The sequence below is a fragment of the Kitasatospora sp. NPDC057904 genome, from assembly GCF_042887925.1.
GTDB lineage: Bacteria > Actinomycetota > Actinomycetes > Streptomycetales > Streptomycetaceae > Kitasatospora.
In genome coordinates, this window is record NZ_JBHVOL010000008.1 from 247,771 (window position 1) to 262,785 (window position 15,015).

At 73.5% G+C, this 15,015-nt stretch carries 15 protein-coding genes and 1 pseudogene; 8 read left to right on the forward strand and 8 right to left on the reverse strand.

Going from position 1 to position 15,015, the window contains the following annotated elements:
* Positions 1-43 precede the first annotated feature (43 nt).
* The gene (locus tag ACFVSN_RS22055) at positions 44-994 is read right to left on the reverse strand and encodes an SGNH/GDSL hydrolase family protein (protein WP_387601944.1); all 951 of its coding nucleotides are present in this window, start codon (positions 992-994) and stop codon (positions 44-46) included.
* Positions 995-1,126: 132 nt separating this feature from the next.
* Between ACFVSN_RS22055 and ACFVSN_RS22060 the strand changes: the two genes are divergently transcribed.
* The gene (locus ACFVSN_RS22060; RefSeq protein ID WP_387956437.1) at positions 1,127-2,986 is read left to right on the forward strand and encodes an FAD-binding dehydrogenase; all 1,860 of its coding nucleotides are present in this window, start codon (positions 1,127-1,129) and stop codon (positions 2,984-2,986) included.
* Between the two features lie 7 nt (positions 2,987-2,993).
* On the opposite strand, the gene ACFVSN_RS22065 is transcribed toward ACFVSN_RS22060, so the two are convergent.
* Together ACFVSN_RS22065 and ACFVSN_RS22070 are read right to left on the reverse strand one after the other, a co-directional pair.
* Entirely contained in the window at positions 2,994-3,557 is a 564-nt protein-coding gene (locus ACFVSN_RS22065; RefSeq protein WP_387601938.1) for a S26 family signal peptidase, read from the reverse strand.
* Complete coding sequence (locus ACFVSN_RS22070; protein WP_359968280.1) at positions 3,554-3,901, reverse strand: metalloregulator ArsR/SmtB family transcription factor; 348 nt, start codon at positions 3,899-3,901, stop codon at positions 3,554-3,556. The genes ACFVSN_RS22065 and ACFVSN_RS22070 overlap by 4 nt, the downstream gene beginning before the upstream one ends.
* Positions 3,902-4,013: 112 nt before the next feature.
* On the opposite strand from ACFVSN_RS22070, the gene ACFVSN_RS22075 reads away from it, so the two are divergent.
* The 3 genes from ACFVSN_RS22075 to ACFVSN_RS22085 all read left to right on the forward strand — a co-directional run bounded on the left by ACFVSN_RS22075 (position 4,014) and on the right by ACFVSN_RS22085 (position 6,641).
* A complete protein-coding gene (locus ACFVSN_RS22075; protein WP_380443495.1) occupies positions 4,014-4,418 on the forward strand; it encodes a (2Fe-2S) ferredoxin domain-containing protein in 405 nt (134 codons plus the stop codon).
* Positions 4,419-4,533: 115 nt separating this feature from the next.
* Positions 4,534-4,788 (forward strand): hypothetical protein, encoded by a 255-nt coding sequence (locus tag ACFVSN_RS22080; protein ID WP_380443493.1) that lies wholly within the window; start codon positions 4,534-4,536, stop codon positions 4,786-4,788.
* Between the two features lie 185 nt (positions 4,789-4,973).
* The gene (locus tag ACFVSN_RS22085; protein ID WP_387956438.1) at positions 4,974-6,641 is read left to right on the forward strand and encodes a fibronectin type III domain-containing protein; all 1,668 of its coding nucleotides are present in this window, start codon (positions 4,974-4,976) and stop codon (positions 6,639-6,641) included.
* Positions 6,642-6,699: 58 nt separating this feature from the next.
* Here the strand turns inward: ACFVSN_RS22085 and ACFVSN_RS22090 are convergent, their stop codons facing one another.
* Both ACFVSN_RS22090 and ACFVSN_RS22095 read right to left on the reverse strand, forming a co-directional pair.
* Complete coding sequence (locus tag ACFVSN_RS22090) at positions 6,700-7,032, reverse strand: YnfA family protein (protein ID WP_380498282.1); 333 nt, start codon at positions 7,030-7,032, stop codon at positions 6,700-6,702.
* A 41-nt stretch (positions 7,033-7,073) separates the two neighbouring features.
* Positions 7,074-8,288 carry a pyridoxal phosphate-dependent aminotransferase gene (locus ACFVSN_RS22095; RefSeq protein WP_380443487.1) on the reverse strand — a complete coding sequence of 405 codons (1,215 nt, stop codon included), beginning with the start codon at positions 8,286-8,288 and terminating at the stop codon, positions 7,074-7,076.
* Positions 8,289-8,391: 103 nt separating this feature from the next.
* On the opposite strand from ACFVSN_RS22095, the pseudogene ACFVSN_RS22100 reads away from it, so the two are divergent.
* Together ACFVSN_RS22100 and ACFVSN_RS22105 are read left to right on the forward strand one after the other, a co-directional pair.
* Positions 8,392-8,742, forward strand: a pseudogene (locus tag ACFVSN_RS22100) (winged helix-turn-helix transcriptional regulator); the annotation flags it as partial.
* A gap of 161 nt (positions 8,743-8,903) precedes the next feature.
* Positions 8,904-9,692, forward strand: a complete 789-nt coding sequence (locus tag ACFVSN_RS22105) for an SGNH/GDSL hydrolase family protein (RefSeq protein ID WP_380443485.1) — start codon at positions 8,904-8,906, stop codon at positions 9,690-9,692.
* A gap of 26 nt (positions 9,693-9,718) precedes the next feature.
* Here ACFVSN_RS22105 and ACFVSN_RS22110 read toward each other — a convergent pair whose 3' ends face one another.
* Positions 9,719-10,396, reverse strand: a complete 678-nt coding sequence (locus tag ACFVSN_RS22110; protein ID WP_387956439.1) for a GNAT family N-acetyltransferase — start codon at positions 10,394-10,396, stop codon at positions 9,719-9,721.
* Positions 10,397-10,615: 219 nt separating this feature from the next.
* Here ACFVSN_RS22110 and ACFVSN_RS22115 point away from each other — a divergent pair, with 219 nt between their 5' ends.
* Positions 10,616-11,542, forward strand: coding sequence for a pentapeptide repeat-containing protein (locus ACFVSN_RS22115; RefSeq protein ID WP_387956440.1), 927 nt, complete (start codon positions 10,616-10,618; stop codon positions 11,540-11,542).
* Here the strand turns inward: ACFVSN_RS22115 and ACFVSN_RS22120 are convergent.
* Positions 11,539-12,048, reverse strand: coding sequence for a DUF4240 domain-containing protein (locus ACFVSN_RS22120; protein ID WP_387956441.1), 510 nt, complete (start codon positions 12,046-12,048; stop codon positions 11,539-11,541). The genes ACFVSN_RS22115 and ACFVSN_RS22120 overlap by 4 nt on opposite strands.
* Before the next feature lie 142 nt (positions 12,049-12,190).
* On the opposite strand from ACFVSN_RS22120, the gene ACFVSN_RS22125 reads away from it, so the two are divergent.
* Positions 12,191-14,245, forward strand: a complete 2,055-nt coding sequence (locus ACFVSN_RS22125) for a HelD family protein (RefSeq protein WP_387956442.1) — start codon at positions 12,191-12,193, stop codon at positions 14,243-14,245.
* On the opposite strand, the gene ACFVSN_RS22130 is transcribed toward ACFVSN_RS22125, so the two are convergent.
* A complete protein-coding gene (locus tag ACFVSN_RS22130) occupies positions 14,242-14,898 on the reverse strand; it encodes a TetR/AcrR family transcriptional regulator (RefSeq protein ID WP_380443476.1) in 657 nt (218 codons plus the stop codon). The two genes, ACFVSN_RS22125 and ACFVSN_RS22130, sit on opposite strands and share 4 nt — an antisense overlap.
* Positions 14,899-15,015 lie beyond the last annotated feature (117 nt).

The window sequence follows — 15,015 nt, forward strand, 5'->3', positions numbered from 1 at the left end:
GGCGGACCGGAGTGCGGTCCGCCGCCCCTTCGGCGTTCCGGGGTCAGCGCAGCGCGGCCAGCACCGCGTCGGCCATCACCTTCTCGCCCGTCGCGTTCGGGTGGAACGGCACGGCGGGCGAGCCGGGCAGCGCGCCCTCGACCCAGCGGTCGTCCGAGCAGGCGTCGTGCCCGGCGGTCGGCGTCTGCGTGTCGACGTAGACCGCGCCGCTGCTCGCGGCGGTGGCCTTGAGCATGGCGTTGAGGCTGCTCAGCGTCCGGTACAGGTACGGGATGTCGCGCGGCGCGATGGGCTGGCGCAGCACGCAGGACGAGCCGTCGGCGGGCAGCACGGACGGGTATCCGACCAGCAGGAGCTTGGCCTTGGGGGCCTTGGCGCGGATCGTGGCGATCGCGGCGGCGAGCCGGGGCTGCGCCGCGTCGATGCGGTCGGCGAGGTCGTCCTCGCCGTACTGCCAGCTCCAGCTGCTCCAGTCCCAGTGGCCGTGGTTGTAGACGTCCTGGCAGGGCGTGCCGAGCGGGTTGACGACGGCGCCGGCGATGCAGGTGGCGATGACGTCGCCGATGCCGATGTCGCTGGTGCCGAGGTCGTTGCCGCCGATGCCGAGGGTGATGAGGTCGGCGTCCGGGGTCACGGCGTCCAGCTGCGGGTCGTTGACCTTCAGGAACAGGTCGTACTGGGACTCGGTGACGTTCTTGACCTTGGCCGCGGCGCAGGTGACGTCGGTGTAGGCGCCCGCGTGGAGGGCGGCGGCGACGAGGTGGCCGTAGTTGTGGTCGGAGCGCAGGCACAGGCCGGCGGACTGGCCGGGCACGCCCGCGCCGGCGGCGTAGGAGTCGCCGAGCGCCACGTAGTGCTTCGGGGCGGGGGTGGCCGCCTGGGCGGTCGTCGTGGTGAGCGCGAGCGCGGCGCCGAGGGCGACGGCGGCGAGCGCGGAATTGCGGGCGCGGCGGACGCGCGAGCGGTGGGGCTGATTCCGGGCAGGGCGGAACACGGTTCCTCCTGGGGGAGAGAAACGACGAGGTGGGGGTCGTGCCAGCCGGGCGCCACAGCTACTCACAGGTAAGTTACTGCCAGGTTTCGTGCCCGTCCATCCTCGGCGGGGAATTTCTCGAAAATGCGTCAGATGGGGCCGCAGGTTATTTCGAATTACGCTCCGGTGTGTATCGAAGGTATTTCCGAAACGCCCCGGAGCGGAATTGGTGCCATTGCTTGTCACCTGCGGCCGCCGCCGGTTGACCGGACGTCACCGCAGGCCGCAGTATCGGGCGCACAGCGACGGCGCCCGTCCCCCCGCGCCGTCCGCACCCCCGCGACGGAGGACTGCGCAATGGCCCTGGACGCCGACGTCATCGTCATCGGAGCGGGACTCGCCGGTCTCACCGCCACCGCCGAACTCGCCGACGCCGGACGGAAGGTGATCCTGCTCGACCAGGAGCCCGCGGCCTCCTTCGGCGGCCAGGCGCACTGGTCCTTCGGCGGCCTCTTCCTCGTCGACTCCCCCGAGCAGCGCCGGATGCGGATCCGCGACTCGCACGCCCTCGCCGTGCAGGACTGGTTCGGCACGGCGGGCTTCGACCGGCCCGAGGACGCCTGGCCGCGCCGCTGGGCCGAGGCCTACGTCGACTTCGCGGCCGGCGAGAAGCGGGCCTGGCTGCACGGGATGGGCGTGCGGTTCTTCCCCGTGGTGGGCTGGGCCGAGCGCGGCGGCTTCCTCGCCGACGGGCCGGGCAACTCGGTGCCCCGTTTCCACATCACCTGGGGCACGGGGCCGGGGCTGCTCGAACCCTTCGTCCGCCGGGTGCGCGCCGCGGCCGCCCGCGGGCTCGTCGATCTCCGGTTCCGCCACCGCGTCACCGGGCTCGCGGCCACCGCGGGCGTCACCGACACCGTCACCGGGGAGGTGCTGGAGCCCAGCGCGGCCGCCCGCGGCGAGGCCAGCTCACGGGACGTCGCCGGACGGTTCGAACTGCGCGCCCAGGCCGTGATCGTGACCTCCGGCGGCATCGGCGGCAACCACGAACTCGTCCGCAGGGCCTGGCCCGCCCGGCTCGGCACCCCGCCCGCGCGGCTGCTCTCCGGCGTGCCCGCGCACGTCGACGGCCTGATGCTCGGCATCGCCGGCGCGGCCGGCGGGAACCTGATCAACGGCGACCGGATGTGGCACTACACCGAGGGCATCGAGAACTGGGACCCGGTCTGGGCCCGGCACGGCATCCGCATCCTGCCCGGCCCGTCCTCGCTCTGGCTCGATGCGACCGGCCGCCGGCTGCCCGTGCCGCTGTTCCCCGGCTTCGACACCCTCGGGACGCTCGAACACATCATGGCCACCGGGTACGAGCACACCTGGTTCGTGCTCAACCAGCGCATCATCGAGAAGGAGTTCACCCTCTCCGGCTCCGAGCAGAACCCGGACCTGACCGGGCGGTCGGTGCGCGGCGTGCTCGGCCGCGCCCTGCCCGGCGCCCCCGGCCCGGTCAAGGGCCACCTGCGGCACGGGCCCGACTTCGTCGTCGCGGGCAACCTCCCCGACCTCGCCCGCGGCATGAACGCCAGGACCCGCCGGCCGCTGATCGACCCGGACGAGCTGCGCCGCACCGTCGAGGACCGCGACCGGCAGCTGGCCAACCCCTTCGCCAAGGACCTCCAGGTCACCGCGATCCACGGCGCCCGCCGCTACCTCGGCGACCGCCTGGTGCGCACCGCCGCCCCGCACCGCATCCTCGACCCGGCCGCGGCGCCGCTGATCGCCGTCCGCCTCAGCATCCTGACCCGCAAGTCCCTGGGCGGCCTGGAGACCGACCTCGCCTCACGCGTCCTGCGCCCGGACGGCGAGGTGCTCCCGGGCCTGTACGCGGCGGGCGAGGCGGCGGGCTTCGGCGGCGGAGGCGTGCACGGCTACCGCTCGCTGGAGGGGACGTTCCTCGGGGGCTGCCTGTTCTCGGGCCGCGCCGCAGGCCGCGCGGCGGCGGAGGCGACGGCCTGACGATCCGTCAGTTCGCGCCGATCGGAGCCTTCCCGGCCCGGCCGGAGCCGGCGGCGGCGACGAGGGCGGCGATCCCGTCGGCGAAGAACAGGAGCGGGCCGAGGACGAGCAGGACGATCGCGCCGGTCAACTTGCCCGGCAGGGGAGGCGTTTCGACATCGGTGCCGGTGTGCCAGACCACCCGCTCGCCGAGCTGCGCCAGGTCCACCGTCGCCGTGCCCTGCCGGTCCTCGACGAAGGCCTGGCCCGGCAGGACGGTGACGTCGACGTCGCGCGGGCACGAGCCGTCCACCGGCTTCCCGTTGAGCGTGAACCGCCCGGCCCGGCAGGTGATCCGGTCGCCGGCGAGGGCCATGACCCGTTCGAGGAAGGCGTGGTCCGTGGCCGGCGGGGTGCCGAGGTAGTGGATCTCGCCGCGCTGCACGTCTTCGGCCCGGACCCGGTCGGTGAGCAGCAGGTCGTCGTCCAGGGTCTTCGTCGCGTAGCCGGTGAGGAGCACGGCGAAGCCGAGGCCCACCGCGACCAGTCCCGCCGCCCGGAGCGCGATCCTCCGCAGCCGCTTCCCGTTCACCGGTCGGCCAGGCCCAGGCGCAGGTGGTCGACGTGGTAGACGGCCTGGTCGAGCAGCGCGGCGACGTGGTCGTCGTGCAGCGAGTAGACGACCGAGCGGCCGCGGCGCTCGCCGACGACCAGGCCGAGGTTGCGCAGCAGCCGCAGCTGGTGCGAGCACGCGGACTGTTCCAGGCCGACGGCCTCGGCGAGTTCGGTGGCGGCCATCGGGCCCTCCCGCAGCCGGCCGAGGATCAGCAGGCGGGACGGGGTGGCCAGGGCCTGGAGGGTGGTGGCCACCTTGGCCGCGTTGGACGCGTCCAGGCGCATCCGCGGTACGGCGCTGTCGGCGGTCGCATGTCCCATGGGGGCATCCTACGGACCGCCCGCGGGCGGACGGCACCCGCCGGTGGGCCGGAACCGTGCGGGTACGCTGCGGAGGCCGAACGGGCCGCCGACCAGAGGAGAAGCCGAACCCATGAGCCGCCGAGACCGCGACCGCCCGCGTGCCGCCGCCTCCCCGGTGACCGTCACGGTCTGCCGCGGGTGCTGCTGCGGCACCGAGCAGAAGCACCCGGGTGTGGACCACGCCGGGCAGTACGAGCGGCTGCGGACGGCGGTCGGGTCGGCGGGCCGGGTGCGGGCGGTCAAGTGCCTGGACGCGTGCACGCATTCGAACGTGGTCGTGGTGGGCCCCTCCGGCGAGGGGCGGGCGGCCGGGGGCCGGCCGGTCTGGCTGGGCTGGGTGCTGGCCGACGACATGATCGACGAGATCGCCGCGTGGGTGCACGCGGGCGGCCCCGGCCTGGCCGATCCGCCGGGCCTGCTCGACCTGCAGGAGGTCGCGGTCTCGCGCCGGATCCGCGAGGGCCTGCCGGAGTGAGGCCCCCGTCGTGACGGGGTCGCCCCGGTCATGCGTACACAAGTCTCACGCGGGGTCAACTGGCCCGACTAGCATGACCGGTGGCTCCGAGCGGATCCGCCCAGGGAGGAAGACGATGACCACGGTCTGCCGCATCTGCGCGGGCACCGGCCGCACCGCCGGCCTCAACTGCCGCACCTGCCAGGGCACCGGGACGACGGAGGTCGGCGGCGGGGGCGGCAACTGCTTCCTGTGCGACGGCACCGGGGTGTACGTCCGCTACCGGGTGGACGCGACCGGCGCCAAGCACGCCTACCGCGACGAGATCTGCCGCACCTGCGACGGCACGGGCAACCGCGCCACCACGAGCTGGGACGAGCCGTCCGGCTGAGGCCTGACGTCCGACGGCCGGTCATGTCCGCCACCACCGGGAGGCCATGATCCGGTGTCGGAATGGTCGTGGACATGATCTTTACCTGGACTTGACCGGGTATTGGCGTCCGGGTGGTGTTCGCGCACCTGTCCGTTCACCGCGCGTCCGTGCACGGGCCACGCGCCGCTGGAAGAGTCCCGCGCATGGATATCCCTCACATGGGCGTACCGGCCAAGCTCGCCGACCGCATGAGCATGGCCGAGCAGCACGAGTACCTGCGGGCCCACTTCTCCCGTCGCCGGATGCTCCGCGCCGGTGCCGTCACGGTCGGTGCGGTCGCGGTGGGCGGTGCCCTGGGCAGCGGCACCGCCTTCGCGGCGCCGGCCACCCCGCAGCTGCTGACGGGCGGCACGGCGGACGGGATCGACGGTGCGGTGGTCGCGCCGACCGGCCGTCACCTCCAGTTCGGCGCCGAGCCGGACACCCAGTTCCGCATCTCGTGGCAGGTGCCGGTGCCGGTCAAGAAGCCTTTCCTGCGCTTCGGCAAGCACCCGTGGGACCTCGGCCACAAGGTCGAGGCCGAGGTCCGTGCCCTGCACACCCCGGCGCTGACCCCGACCGGCCAGCCGGTGGACCAGTACTACCTGCACGTGGCGCTGGAGGACCTGGAGCCGGACACCACGTACTACTACGGCGTCGGCCACCAGGGCTTCGACCCGGCCTCGCAGCAGCAGATCTCCACGCTGCACACCTTCCGCACCGCGCCCTCCCGCGACCACCGCTGGGGCAGGGTGTACGAGCCGTTCACCTTCACCGCGTTCGGCGACCAGGGCGTCAGCGCGCACGCGGCGGGCAACGACAACATCATCAAGGCCCAGAAGCCGGCCTTCCACCTGCACGCCGGCGACATCTGCTACGCCGACCCGGCCGGCTCCGGCACCGACCCGGACAAGGCCGTCTACAACGCGAAGACCTGGGACGCCTTCCTGGTCCAGACCGAGACGGTCGCCGCCGACATCCCGTGGATGGTCGCCTACGGCAACCACGACATCGAGGCCTGGTACTCGCCCAACGGCTACGGCGGCGAGAACACCCGCTTCTTCCTGCCGGACAACGGGCCGGACCCGCGCAACGTCCCCGGCGTCTACACCTTCCGCTACAAGAACGTCGGCGTCATCTCCCTGGACGCCAACGACGTCTCCTACGAGATCCCGGCCAACCTCGGCCTCTCCGCGGGCAAGCAGACCCGGTGGCTGGAGCGCACCCTCAAGGACCTGCGCGGCGACGAGACCGTCGACTTCATCGTGGTCTTCTTCCACCACTGCGCCTTCTCCACCACGGTCGCGCACGCCTCCGAGGGCGGCGTCCGCGAGGCCTGGGTGCCGCTGTTCGAGAAGTACCGGGTGGACCTGGTCATCAATGGCCACAACCACATCTACGAGCGCACCGACGCCATCCTGGGCAACAAGGTCTCCAAGCAGGTGCCGAGCGGCGCCACCATCGAGCCCGAGAAGGACGGCGTGGTCTACGTGACCGCCGGTGCCGCCGGGCGCAGCCTGTACAACTTCGCGACCCCGGACACCTACGAGGGCCACGAGAACCACCAGGACGAGGTCCAGAGCTACTACTGGAGCAAGGGGCGGGTGAAGACCCCCGAGACCATCCAGTGGTCGCGGGTGCGCTACACCGGCTACTCCTTCATCAAGGTCGACGTGACCCCGGCCCAGCTGGGCCAGAAGTCGGTCATGAAGGTCACCGCGCTGGCCGAGAACGGCACGCAGATCGACAACTACACGATCCTGCGCAAGGTCGGCGAGGGCTGGGACTCCGGCCGCGACGACGACGGCGAGGGCGGCGGCTGGGGCTGGTAGTCCCGCGCGGTCGTGACGGTACCCCGGTGTCGAGGACCGACGCCGGGGCACCGGTGCGTCAGCGCCGGGGCCCGTACATGATCACGCCGACCCCGGCGAGGCAGACCAGAGCGCCGATCACGTCGTAGCGGGTCGGCCGGAAGCCGTCCACGGCCACGCCCCACAGCAGGGAGCCGGCCACGAACACCCCGCCGTACGCGGCCAGGACGCGGCCGAAGGTGCCGTCCGGCTGGAGCGCGGCGACGAACCCGTACGCGCCGAGCGCCACGACGCCCACGCCGGCCAGCCACCACGGCCGTTGCTCCCGGACGCTCTGCCACACGAGCCAGCAGCCGCCGATCTCGGCGAGCGCGGCGAGGGCGAACAGGGCGACGGAGCGCAGGACGGTCATGACGTGCCAGGGTATGCGTTCCGACGTGCCGGGGTGTGTGCTCAGACCTGCCGGTACGTCGCCAGGAAGCGCCCGATGCGGTTGATCGCCGTCTCCAGGTCGTCGGCCCGGGGGAGGGTGACGAAGCGGAAGTGGTCCGGGCGGGGCCAGTTGAAGCCGGTGCCCTGGACGACGTGGATCTTCTCGCGGAGCAGCAGGTCCAGCACGAACTGCTCGTCGTCGACGATCTTGTGCACCGCCGGGTCCAGCCGGGCGAACGCGTACAGCGCGCCCTTGGGCTTGACGCAGCTGACGCCCGGGATCTCGTTGAGCGCCTTGAACGCGACGTCCCGCTGCTCGGTGAGCCGGCCGCCGGGCAGCACGAGGTCGTTGATGGACTGGTGGCCGCCGAGCGCGGCCTGGACGGCGAACTGCGCGGGCACGTTGGGGCACAGCCGCATGCCGGAGAGCATCGTCAGGCCCTCCAGGTAGTCCGTGGCGTGCTGCTTGGGCCCGGAGACGACCAGCCAGCCGCTGCGGAAGCCGGCCACCCGGTAGGCCTTGGACAGGCCGTTGAACGTCAGGGTGAGGACGTCGTCGGCGAGCGCGGCCAGGCAGTGGTGCTCGGTGTCGTCGTAGAGGATCTTGTCGTAGATCTCGTCGGCCAGGACCATCAGCTGGTGGCGCCGGGCGAGGTCGAGGATGCCCTCCAGGAGCTCCTTCGGGTACACCGCGCCGGTCGGGTTGTTGGGGTTGATGACCACGATCGCCTTGGTGCGGGCGGTGATCTTGGCGGCGATGTCCTCCAGGCTCGGGTACCAGTCGGCCCCCTCGTCGCACAGGTAGTGGACGGCCTTGCCGCCGGCCAGCCGCACCACGGCCGTCCACAGCGGGTAGTCCGGCATCGGGACGAGCACCTCGTCGCCGTCGTCGACGAGCGCCGTGACGGCCATCTGGATCAGCTCGGAGACGCCGTTGCCGAGGTAGACGTCGTTGACGTCGACGCCCTGCACCCCGCGCTGCTGGTAGTACTGCACCACCGCGCGGCGGGCGGGCAGGATGCCGCGCGAGTCGCTGTACCCGTGCGCCTTCGGGAGGTTGCGGATGATGTCCTGGATGATCTCCTCGGGCGCCTCGAAGCCGAACGGCGCCGGGTTGCCGGTGTTCAGCCGCAGGACGCTGTGTCCGGCTTCTTCCAGCGCGTTGGCCTGGTCGACCACCGGACCGCGGATCTCGTAGCACACGTCATTCAGCTTGCTGGACTGCCGAAACTCCACTGCGGCCTCCCGACCGTTACGGTCACACCCCGTTCGCGCTCTGCAGCTTTGTTCTACCAAGTAAGCACTTGGAAAGTCCAACCTTTTGGCTATGCTGATCCACATGTCACGCCGAAGCTACGACCAGTACTGCGCCGTCGCCCGCGCCCTGGACGCGGTGGGGGAGCGCTGGAGTCTCCTGATCGTCCGTGAACTCCTCCGCGGCCCGCGCCGCTACACCGACCTGCACGCCGACCTGCCCGGCGTCTCCACCGACATCCTCGCCGCCCGGCTCAAGCAGCTGGAGGGCGAGGACCTCGTGCTGCGCCGCCGGCTCGAACCGCCCGCCAGCGCCACGGTCTACGAGCTCACCGGGCGCGGCCGCGAACTGCGGCGCGTCATCGAGGCGTTGGGCGAGTGGGGCCTGCCGGCCCTCGGCGAGCAGCGGCCGACGGACGCGGTGCGGGAGCACTGGGTCACGGGGGCGCCGGAGGCCGTCGACGTGGTCGCGGCCGCCACCGGCTGACGGGGGGCGGCGGACGGCGCCGGCTGACGGGGGGTGGCGGACGGCGCCGCTCCGGTCCATGCGTACGATCGTCGGACCACGGAGCAGTCGGAGGAGAGCGGAGAGCGCCCGTGCCCACCACGTACCGCAGTTACGTCGCCGTCGGGGACTCCTTCACCGAAGGCATGTGCGACGACCTCATGCCCGACGGCCACTACCGCGGCTGGGCCGACCGGGTCGCCGCCGCGCTCGCGGACGAACCGGCCGAAGCGCCCGGCGCCGACGCCTTCCGCTACGCCAACCTCGCCGTCCGCGGCAAGCTCATCGGCCAGATCCACGACGAACAGCTCGCCGTCGCGGCCGGGATGGGCGCCGACCTCGTCACCCTCGCCGGCGGCCTCAACGACGTGCTGCGCCCCGGCTGCGACATCGCCGAGGTCGAGCGGCTGCTCGGCCGCTGCGCCGCCGGGCTGCGGGCCGGCGGCGCCACCGTCGTCATGTTCACCAGCACCGACCCCAGCCGCAGGATGGCCGGCGGCGCCCGGCTGCTGCCCGCGATCCTGCGGATGAAGGCCTTCGTGCACGAGCTCGGCCAGGACGACGGCATCGCCGTGGTCGACCTTTTCTCCGCACCCTGCTTCGACGACCGCCGGCTCTGGGCCGAGGACCGCCTGCACCTCTCGCCCGAGGGGCACCGCCGGGTGGCCGCCGCCGTCCTGGAGGCGCTCGGCCGCCCCGCCGGCTTCGACTGGCGCGCCCCGCTGCCGCCCGCCGCCCCGCGCGGCCGTGCCGAGAAGCTCGGCGCCGACGCCCGCTGGATCGGCTCCCACCTCGGCCCGTGGATCGGCCGCCGCCTCACCGGCCGCTCCTCCGGCGACGGCCGCCCGCCGAAGCGGCCGGAGCTGCTGCCCTACCGCTGACCGCTGACCGCTGCCCTACTGCCGGCCTACCGCTGAGCGCCGCGCTCCCGTGCCTCCGGCTCCAGGACGAGGCTCGCCATCGGGGAGTGGACCGTCCAGCCGAGCGCCGAGTACAGCGCGCGGCCGTCGGTGGTGCCGACCAGGACGGCCTGTTCGGCACCGGCCTCGCGGGCGGCGTGCTGGAGCGTGCCCATCACGATGCTGCCGAGGCCCCGGCGGCGGTGGTCGGGGGACGTGACGATCTGGTCCGGCACGGCGACCGGGCCCGCCAGGCCCGCCTGCCCCCGGGCGGCGAGGTGGCCGGTCGAGGTGCGGACCAGCGTGCGGACGACGCCGCCGCGGATCCACGTGGTGACGGTGTAGCCGGCCGGCGGCGCGGGGCGCCCCGCGCCGCCGAGCGGCAGGCTCATCAGGAAGCCCGGCACGTCCAGCCGCCACTCGGGCCCCAGCCAGGGGCGGACGGTGTCGTCCTCCGCGAACAGCTTGAGCCAGGTGCCCGGGGCCGTCGTCGCCCCGGCGATCTCGCGGACGTCGTCCTCGGCGGGGTGCGGCAGCACGCGCCGCGCGACCTCGCCGGTCGGGGCCCCGACATCGATGCTCCAGCCCCACGGCGCGGGGGCGGGTTCGGCGGCGCCCCGGGAGACGACCCAGCCGGAGATCCAGCGGCGGACGAGTTCCGTGGTGTCCGGGTCCTGGTTCCGCATCGGCTTACCCCCGTTGGTAATAGGTGAATATGTGCTGCATACCTTACATCTGGGGGAGGGGTGAGGCCAGGGGCGCAGTAGGCTTGGCGGGTTCGACGCACCGGAACGATTCGGTGCGCCCAGGCCGGAAGGACGACGACACGTGAGCGAGCGCAGCGAGCGAACCATTGAGAGGTGCGTGTTGCGCGAAGCGGCTGCCGAGCGCAGCGAGGTGGGCGCATGAGCGAGCTCAGTGAGGTGGGCGGCAACGGCGGATCGCTGCCGGTCGAACTCCGGTCCGACTGCACCAGCTGCTTCGGGCTCTGCTGCGTCGCCCTCCCGTTCGCCGCGGGCGCCGACTTCGCGGTCGACAAGGCCGCCGGCACCCCGTGCCGCAACCTCCAGACCGACTTCACCTGCGGGATCCACGCGCGCCTGCGCGACACCGGCTTCCAGGGCTGCACCGTCTACGACTGCTTCGGCGCCGGCCAGCGCGTCTCGCAGGTCACGTACGGCGGGCGCAGCTGGCGGGAGGAGCCGGCGAGCGCGCGGGAGATGTTCGACGTCTTCCCGGTCGTGCGGCAGCTGCACGAGCTCATGGCGTACCTCGGCGAGGCGCTCGGCTTCGACGCCGCCCGCGCCGTCCATCCCGAGCTGCGGGAGGCCCTGGAGGCCACCGACCGGCTCGCCGGCGGCACTCCGCAGGAGGTCCTCGCCGTCGACGTGAACGCGCACCGGCAGCGCGTCAGCGAACTGCTGCTGCGGGCGAGCGAGCACGTCCGCGCTGCCGTCCCGCGCCGCCGCGAGCACCGCGGTGCCGACCTCTTCGGCGCCCGGCTGCGCGGCGCCGACCTGCGCGGCGCGAACCTCCGCGGGGCGCTGCTGGTCGCCGCCGACCTGGGCGGGGCCGACCTGCGGCTCGCCGACCTGATCGGCGCCGACCTGCGCGACGCCAACCTGGCGGGCGCCGACCTCACCGAGGCCCTCTTCCTCACCCAGGCCCAGCTCAACGCCGCCCGCGGCGACGCGACCACCCGCCTCCCCGCCGGCCTGACCCGCCCGGCCCACTGGCCCGACACGGCCCCGGCGGAGGCCGCCCGGCAGGGCGCCCCGCGCAAGCCGCGCAGCGGCGGCCGGGCCGGTGGCGGCCGCCCGCGTCGGCGCTAGCTTCGGAGGTCCGGCCAGCCCTCGGCGTTGGAGCACGACTCGTAGTCGTAGCGGGTCGGGAAGTCCCACTCCTCGCCGGTGGCCGCCTCGTACGCCTCCTCGTGGACGTACAGCAGCTCCTCCGCCTGGAGCGCGGTGTACGGCGCGAATCGCTCGGGGTGGCCGAAGACTCCTTCGTAGACCTCTCGCCCGGCCGTCACCACGGCGGCGCGGGTGTAGAGGAAGTGGTCGTCGGTCTGCCAGTCGTGCGGCGCCTCGGCGTCCTGGACCGGCAGCCGTCCGAACTCCGCGCGGTCCAAGCGGTACAGCGCCTCGGCCAGCCGCTCCCCGAAGCTGGTGATCTCCTCGACCGGCCCGAGCGCGAGCCGCTGCGCAAGGCCCTCGCACGCCTCCTCCAGGTGGTCGCACCTCTCCAGGACGGCCGGCCCGCCCAGCGTGCCGACCAGCTCCCAGAACCGGTCCCAGGTCATGACCGACAGTTCGTCGTGCGCGTTCTCGTTCCGCATGCGACCCACCTTGTCGCATGCCACTGACACGCGATTCCCCCATGGTGCAACCGGGGCATGATTCTTACCCGAGTAGATTCTTTACCGAGTTCAGTTATGCTGGTGGTCCAGTGTGCGGGAACGACGGTCGGGAGGTCGCGGCATGGTGGCGGGAATCGACGGAGAGCTGGCGCGGGAGCGGGCCCACGTCGCCCGGTGCCGGGAGGCGCTCGCGCGGCAGGTGGACGACGCCGGGTACCAGGTGATCGCGGGCGAGGACGTGTCCGGCGACGGCGCGAGCGCCGAAGCGCTCGGCCGCTACCTGCGCACCCGGGCCCGGCGGATGGCGGACCTGCCGGACAGCCCGGCGTTCTTCGGCCGGCTGGACTTCGGCGACGTCCCCGAGGCCGGTGAGCACCGGCGGCAGCGCTACTACGTGGGCCGCCGCCGGATCTCCGAGGACCCGACCGCGCCGCCGCTGGTGGTCGACTGGCGGGCCCCGGTCTCCCGGGTCTTCTACCAGGCCGGCCCGCACGACCCGCTCGGCCTGGCCGGGCGTCGCCGGTTCGGCTGGGCGCCGACGAGCCCCGGGGCGCCGGAGGACCTGACCGGCCTGGAGGACGAGCGGCTCGGCGGGCCGCCCGCCGATGCCCCCGGCGGCATCCTGGCCGCGGAGATCGAGCGCCCCCGGACCGGGCCGATGCGGGACATCGTCGCAACCATCCAGCCCGAGCAGGACGCACTGGTGCGCGGCGGGCTGGCCGAGTCGGTGTGCGTGCAGGGTGCGCCCGGCAGCGGCAAGACCGCCGTCGGCCTGCACCGCGCCGCGTACCTGCTCTACACCCACCCGCAGCGCATCCGGCGCTCGGGCCTGCTGGTGATCGGGCCCAACCGGGCGTTCCTGCGCTACATCGCCGAAGTCCTGCCCGCGCTCGGCGAGATCGACGTCGCCCAGTGCACCGCGGAGGATCTGGTCGCCACCCACCCGGTGCGCGGCGAGGACGACACGCGCGCCGCGGCCGTCAAGCAGGACGCCCGGATGGCCGCCGTCCTGGAGCGCGCCCTGTACGCCAGGGTCCGGGCGGCGGGCGCCGAGCCGGTGGTCGTCACGGAGGGCTCGTACCGCTGGCGGATCCCGGGGGAGGCGCTGGAATCGATGGTCGCGGAGGTGCGCGGGCAGGGCGTGCCGTACGCGATCGGGCGTGAGCACCTGCGCACCCGGGTGGTGGCGGCGCTGCGGGACCGGGCCGAGCGGCGCACGGGCGTCCGCAGCGGGACGTGGGAGGCGCGGATCGGGCGCTGCCGTCCGGTGAAGGAGTTCCTGGACGCGGCGTGGCCGGCCGTCCGCCCGGAGCTCGTGGTGGCCGAACTGCTCGGCGATCCCGTGGTGTTGGCGGCGGCCGCGGCCGGCCTGCTGGACGCGGGCGGGCAGGCGGCGATCCGGTGGCGGCGCCCGCCGCGTTCGGAGCGGAGCGCGGCCTGGTCGGCGCAGGACCTGTTCCTGCTGGACGAGGTCGCGGGCCTGATCGAGCGGCCGGACGGGTTCGGGCACGTCGTCGTCGACGAGGCGCAGGACCTCTCGCCCATGCAGTGCAGGGCGATCGCCCGGCGCAGCGGCTTCGGCTCGCTCACCGTGCTCGGCGACCTCGCGCAGTCCACCACGCCCGGGGCGGCGCGGAGTTGGCCCGAGCAGCTGGCCCACCTCGGCAAGCCGCGGGCGGCGGTGGTGCCGCTGACGACGGGATTCCGCGTCCCGGCGGCGGTGATGGAGCTCGCCAACCGGGTGCTGGGTGCGCTCGGCGTGGACGTGCCGCCGGCGGTTTCGCTGCGGGCGGGTGGAGAAGTGACGGTCCGTCACGTGGGGGACGTGGAAGAGGAAGTGGCCGACATCGTCCGCGAGGCGCTCGGTCGCGAGGGCTCGGTGGCCGTGATCGCGGCGGATGCCGCAGTGGCACGGACGGCGGAGGCGCTGGCGGCGGCCGGGCTGCCGGCGGCGACCGCGGACGGGGTCGGCGGGGCGGCCCGGCTCACTGTACTGCCCGCCTCGCTGGCCAAGGGACTCGAGTACGACCACGTGATCGTCCTGGAGCCCGCCGCGATCGTCGACGCCGAACCGCGTGGCCTGCACCGCCTCTACGTGGCGCTCACCCGGGCCGTCTCCCGCCTCGACGTGCTGCACGCCCGCCCGCTGCCGGAGGCCATGCGGGCGGGCGGTTAGCGGGTCGGGCGCCCGGGGCCGGCAGCCCGGGCCCAGCCGTGCTCCAGGAGTTCGAAGGCGCGGTCGGCGTCGCCGACGGCCTCGAAGTGGAGCTCGTCGGCGCTCTGGCCGTCCTCGGCGATGCGGTGGTGGTTGTGCTCGGCGAGGACGCGCCGGGTCGCGGTGAGCTGGGCGGCCAGGAGCCGCGCCGAGAGCACGCGGGGCGGGGTGGCGTCCGAGTCCTCGCGCAGGGCCTCGGCCAGGGACTCCTCGGCCCGCGCGAGGTACTGGGCGCCGCGGGCCACCAGGCCCGGGGTCGAGCGGACGAGCCGGTTGAACGCCAGCACGGCGGGGTGGTCGTTGAGCCCGGTGATCGGGTCGCGCCGGTCCAGTCCGGCCACGAAGTCCCGGTGCAGCGCACCGATCGCCGTCTCGCCCGGAGCCCGGCCGCGGACCACGTCGGCGGCCTGGTCCTGGTGGTCGGCGAAGCGGTGGACGACCAGGTCCTCCTTGGACGGGAAGTAGCTGAACAGCGTCGGCTTCGACACCTCGGCCGCCGCGGCTACGTCGGCCACCGACACCCGGTCGAACCCGTGCTCCAGGAACAGTGCGATCGCCGCCTCCGAGATCGCCCGCCGCGTCCGTTCCTTCTTCAGCTCCCGCAGTCCACTCATGCGCCCACCTCGCTGCGCTCGGCGGTCGCTTCGCGAAACACGCACCTCTTGACTGTTCGCTCGCATCGCTCGCTCATGCCAACCAGGCTAGCAGCCAAGCTTGACCGGGGAAGGTTT

Coding starts and splice junctions, on each gene's coding strand:
- ACFVSN_RS22120 (WP_387956441.1), bottom strand. CDS start 12,048: ATGCGGAACGAGAACGCGCACGACGAACTGTCGGTCATGACCTGGGAC.
- ACFVSN_RS22085 (WP_387956438.1), top strand. CDS start 4,974: ATGGATATCCCTCACATGGGCGTACCGGCCAAGCTCGCCGACCGCATG.
- ACFVSN_RS22080 (WP_380443493.1), top strand. CDS start 4,534: ATGACCACGGTCTGCCGCATCTGCGCGGGCACCGGCCGCACCGCCGGC.
- ACFVSN_RS22125 (WP_387956442.1), top strand. CDS start 12,191: ATGGTGGCGGGAATCGACGGAGAGCTGGCGCGGGAGCGGGCCCACGTC.
- ACFVSN_RS22060 (WP_387956437.1), top strand. CDS start 1,127: ATGGGGCCGCAGGTTATTTCGAATTACGCTCCGGTGTGTATCGAAGGT.
- ACFVSN_RS22110 (WP_387956439.1), bottom strand. CDS start 10,396: ATGCGGAACCAGGACCCGGACACCACGGAACTCGTCCGCCGCTGGATC.
- ACFVSN_RS22090 (WP_380498282.1), bottom strand. CDS start 7,032: ATGACCGTCCTGCGCTCCGTCGCCCTGTTCGCCCTCGCCGCGCTCGCC.
- ACFVSN_RS22075 (WP_380443495.1), top strand. CDS start 4,014: ATGAGCCGCCGAGACCGCGACCGCCCGCGTGCCGCCGCCTCCCCGGTG.
- ACFVSN_RS22130 (WP_380443476.1), bottom strand. CDS start 14,898: ATGAGTGGACTGCGGGAGCTGAAGAAGGAACGGACGCGGCGGGCGATC.
- ACFVSN_RS22070 (WP_359968280.1), bottom strand. CDS start 3,901: ATGGGACATGCGACCGCCGACAGCGCCGTACCGCGGATGCGCCTGGAC.
- ACFVSN_RS22115 (WP_387956440.1), top strand. CDS start 10,616: ATGAGCGAGCTCAGTGAGGTGGGCGGCAACGGCGGATCGCTGCCGGTC.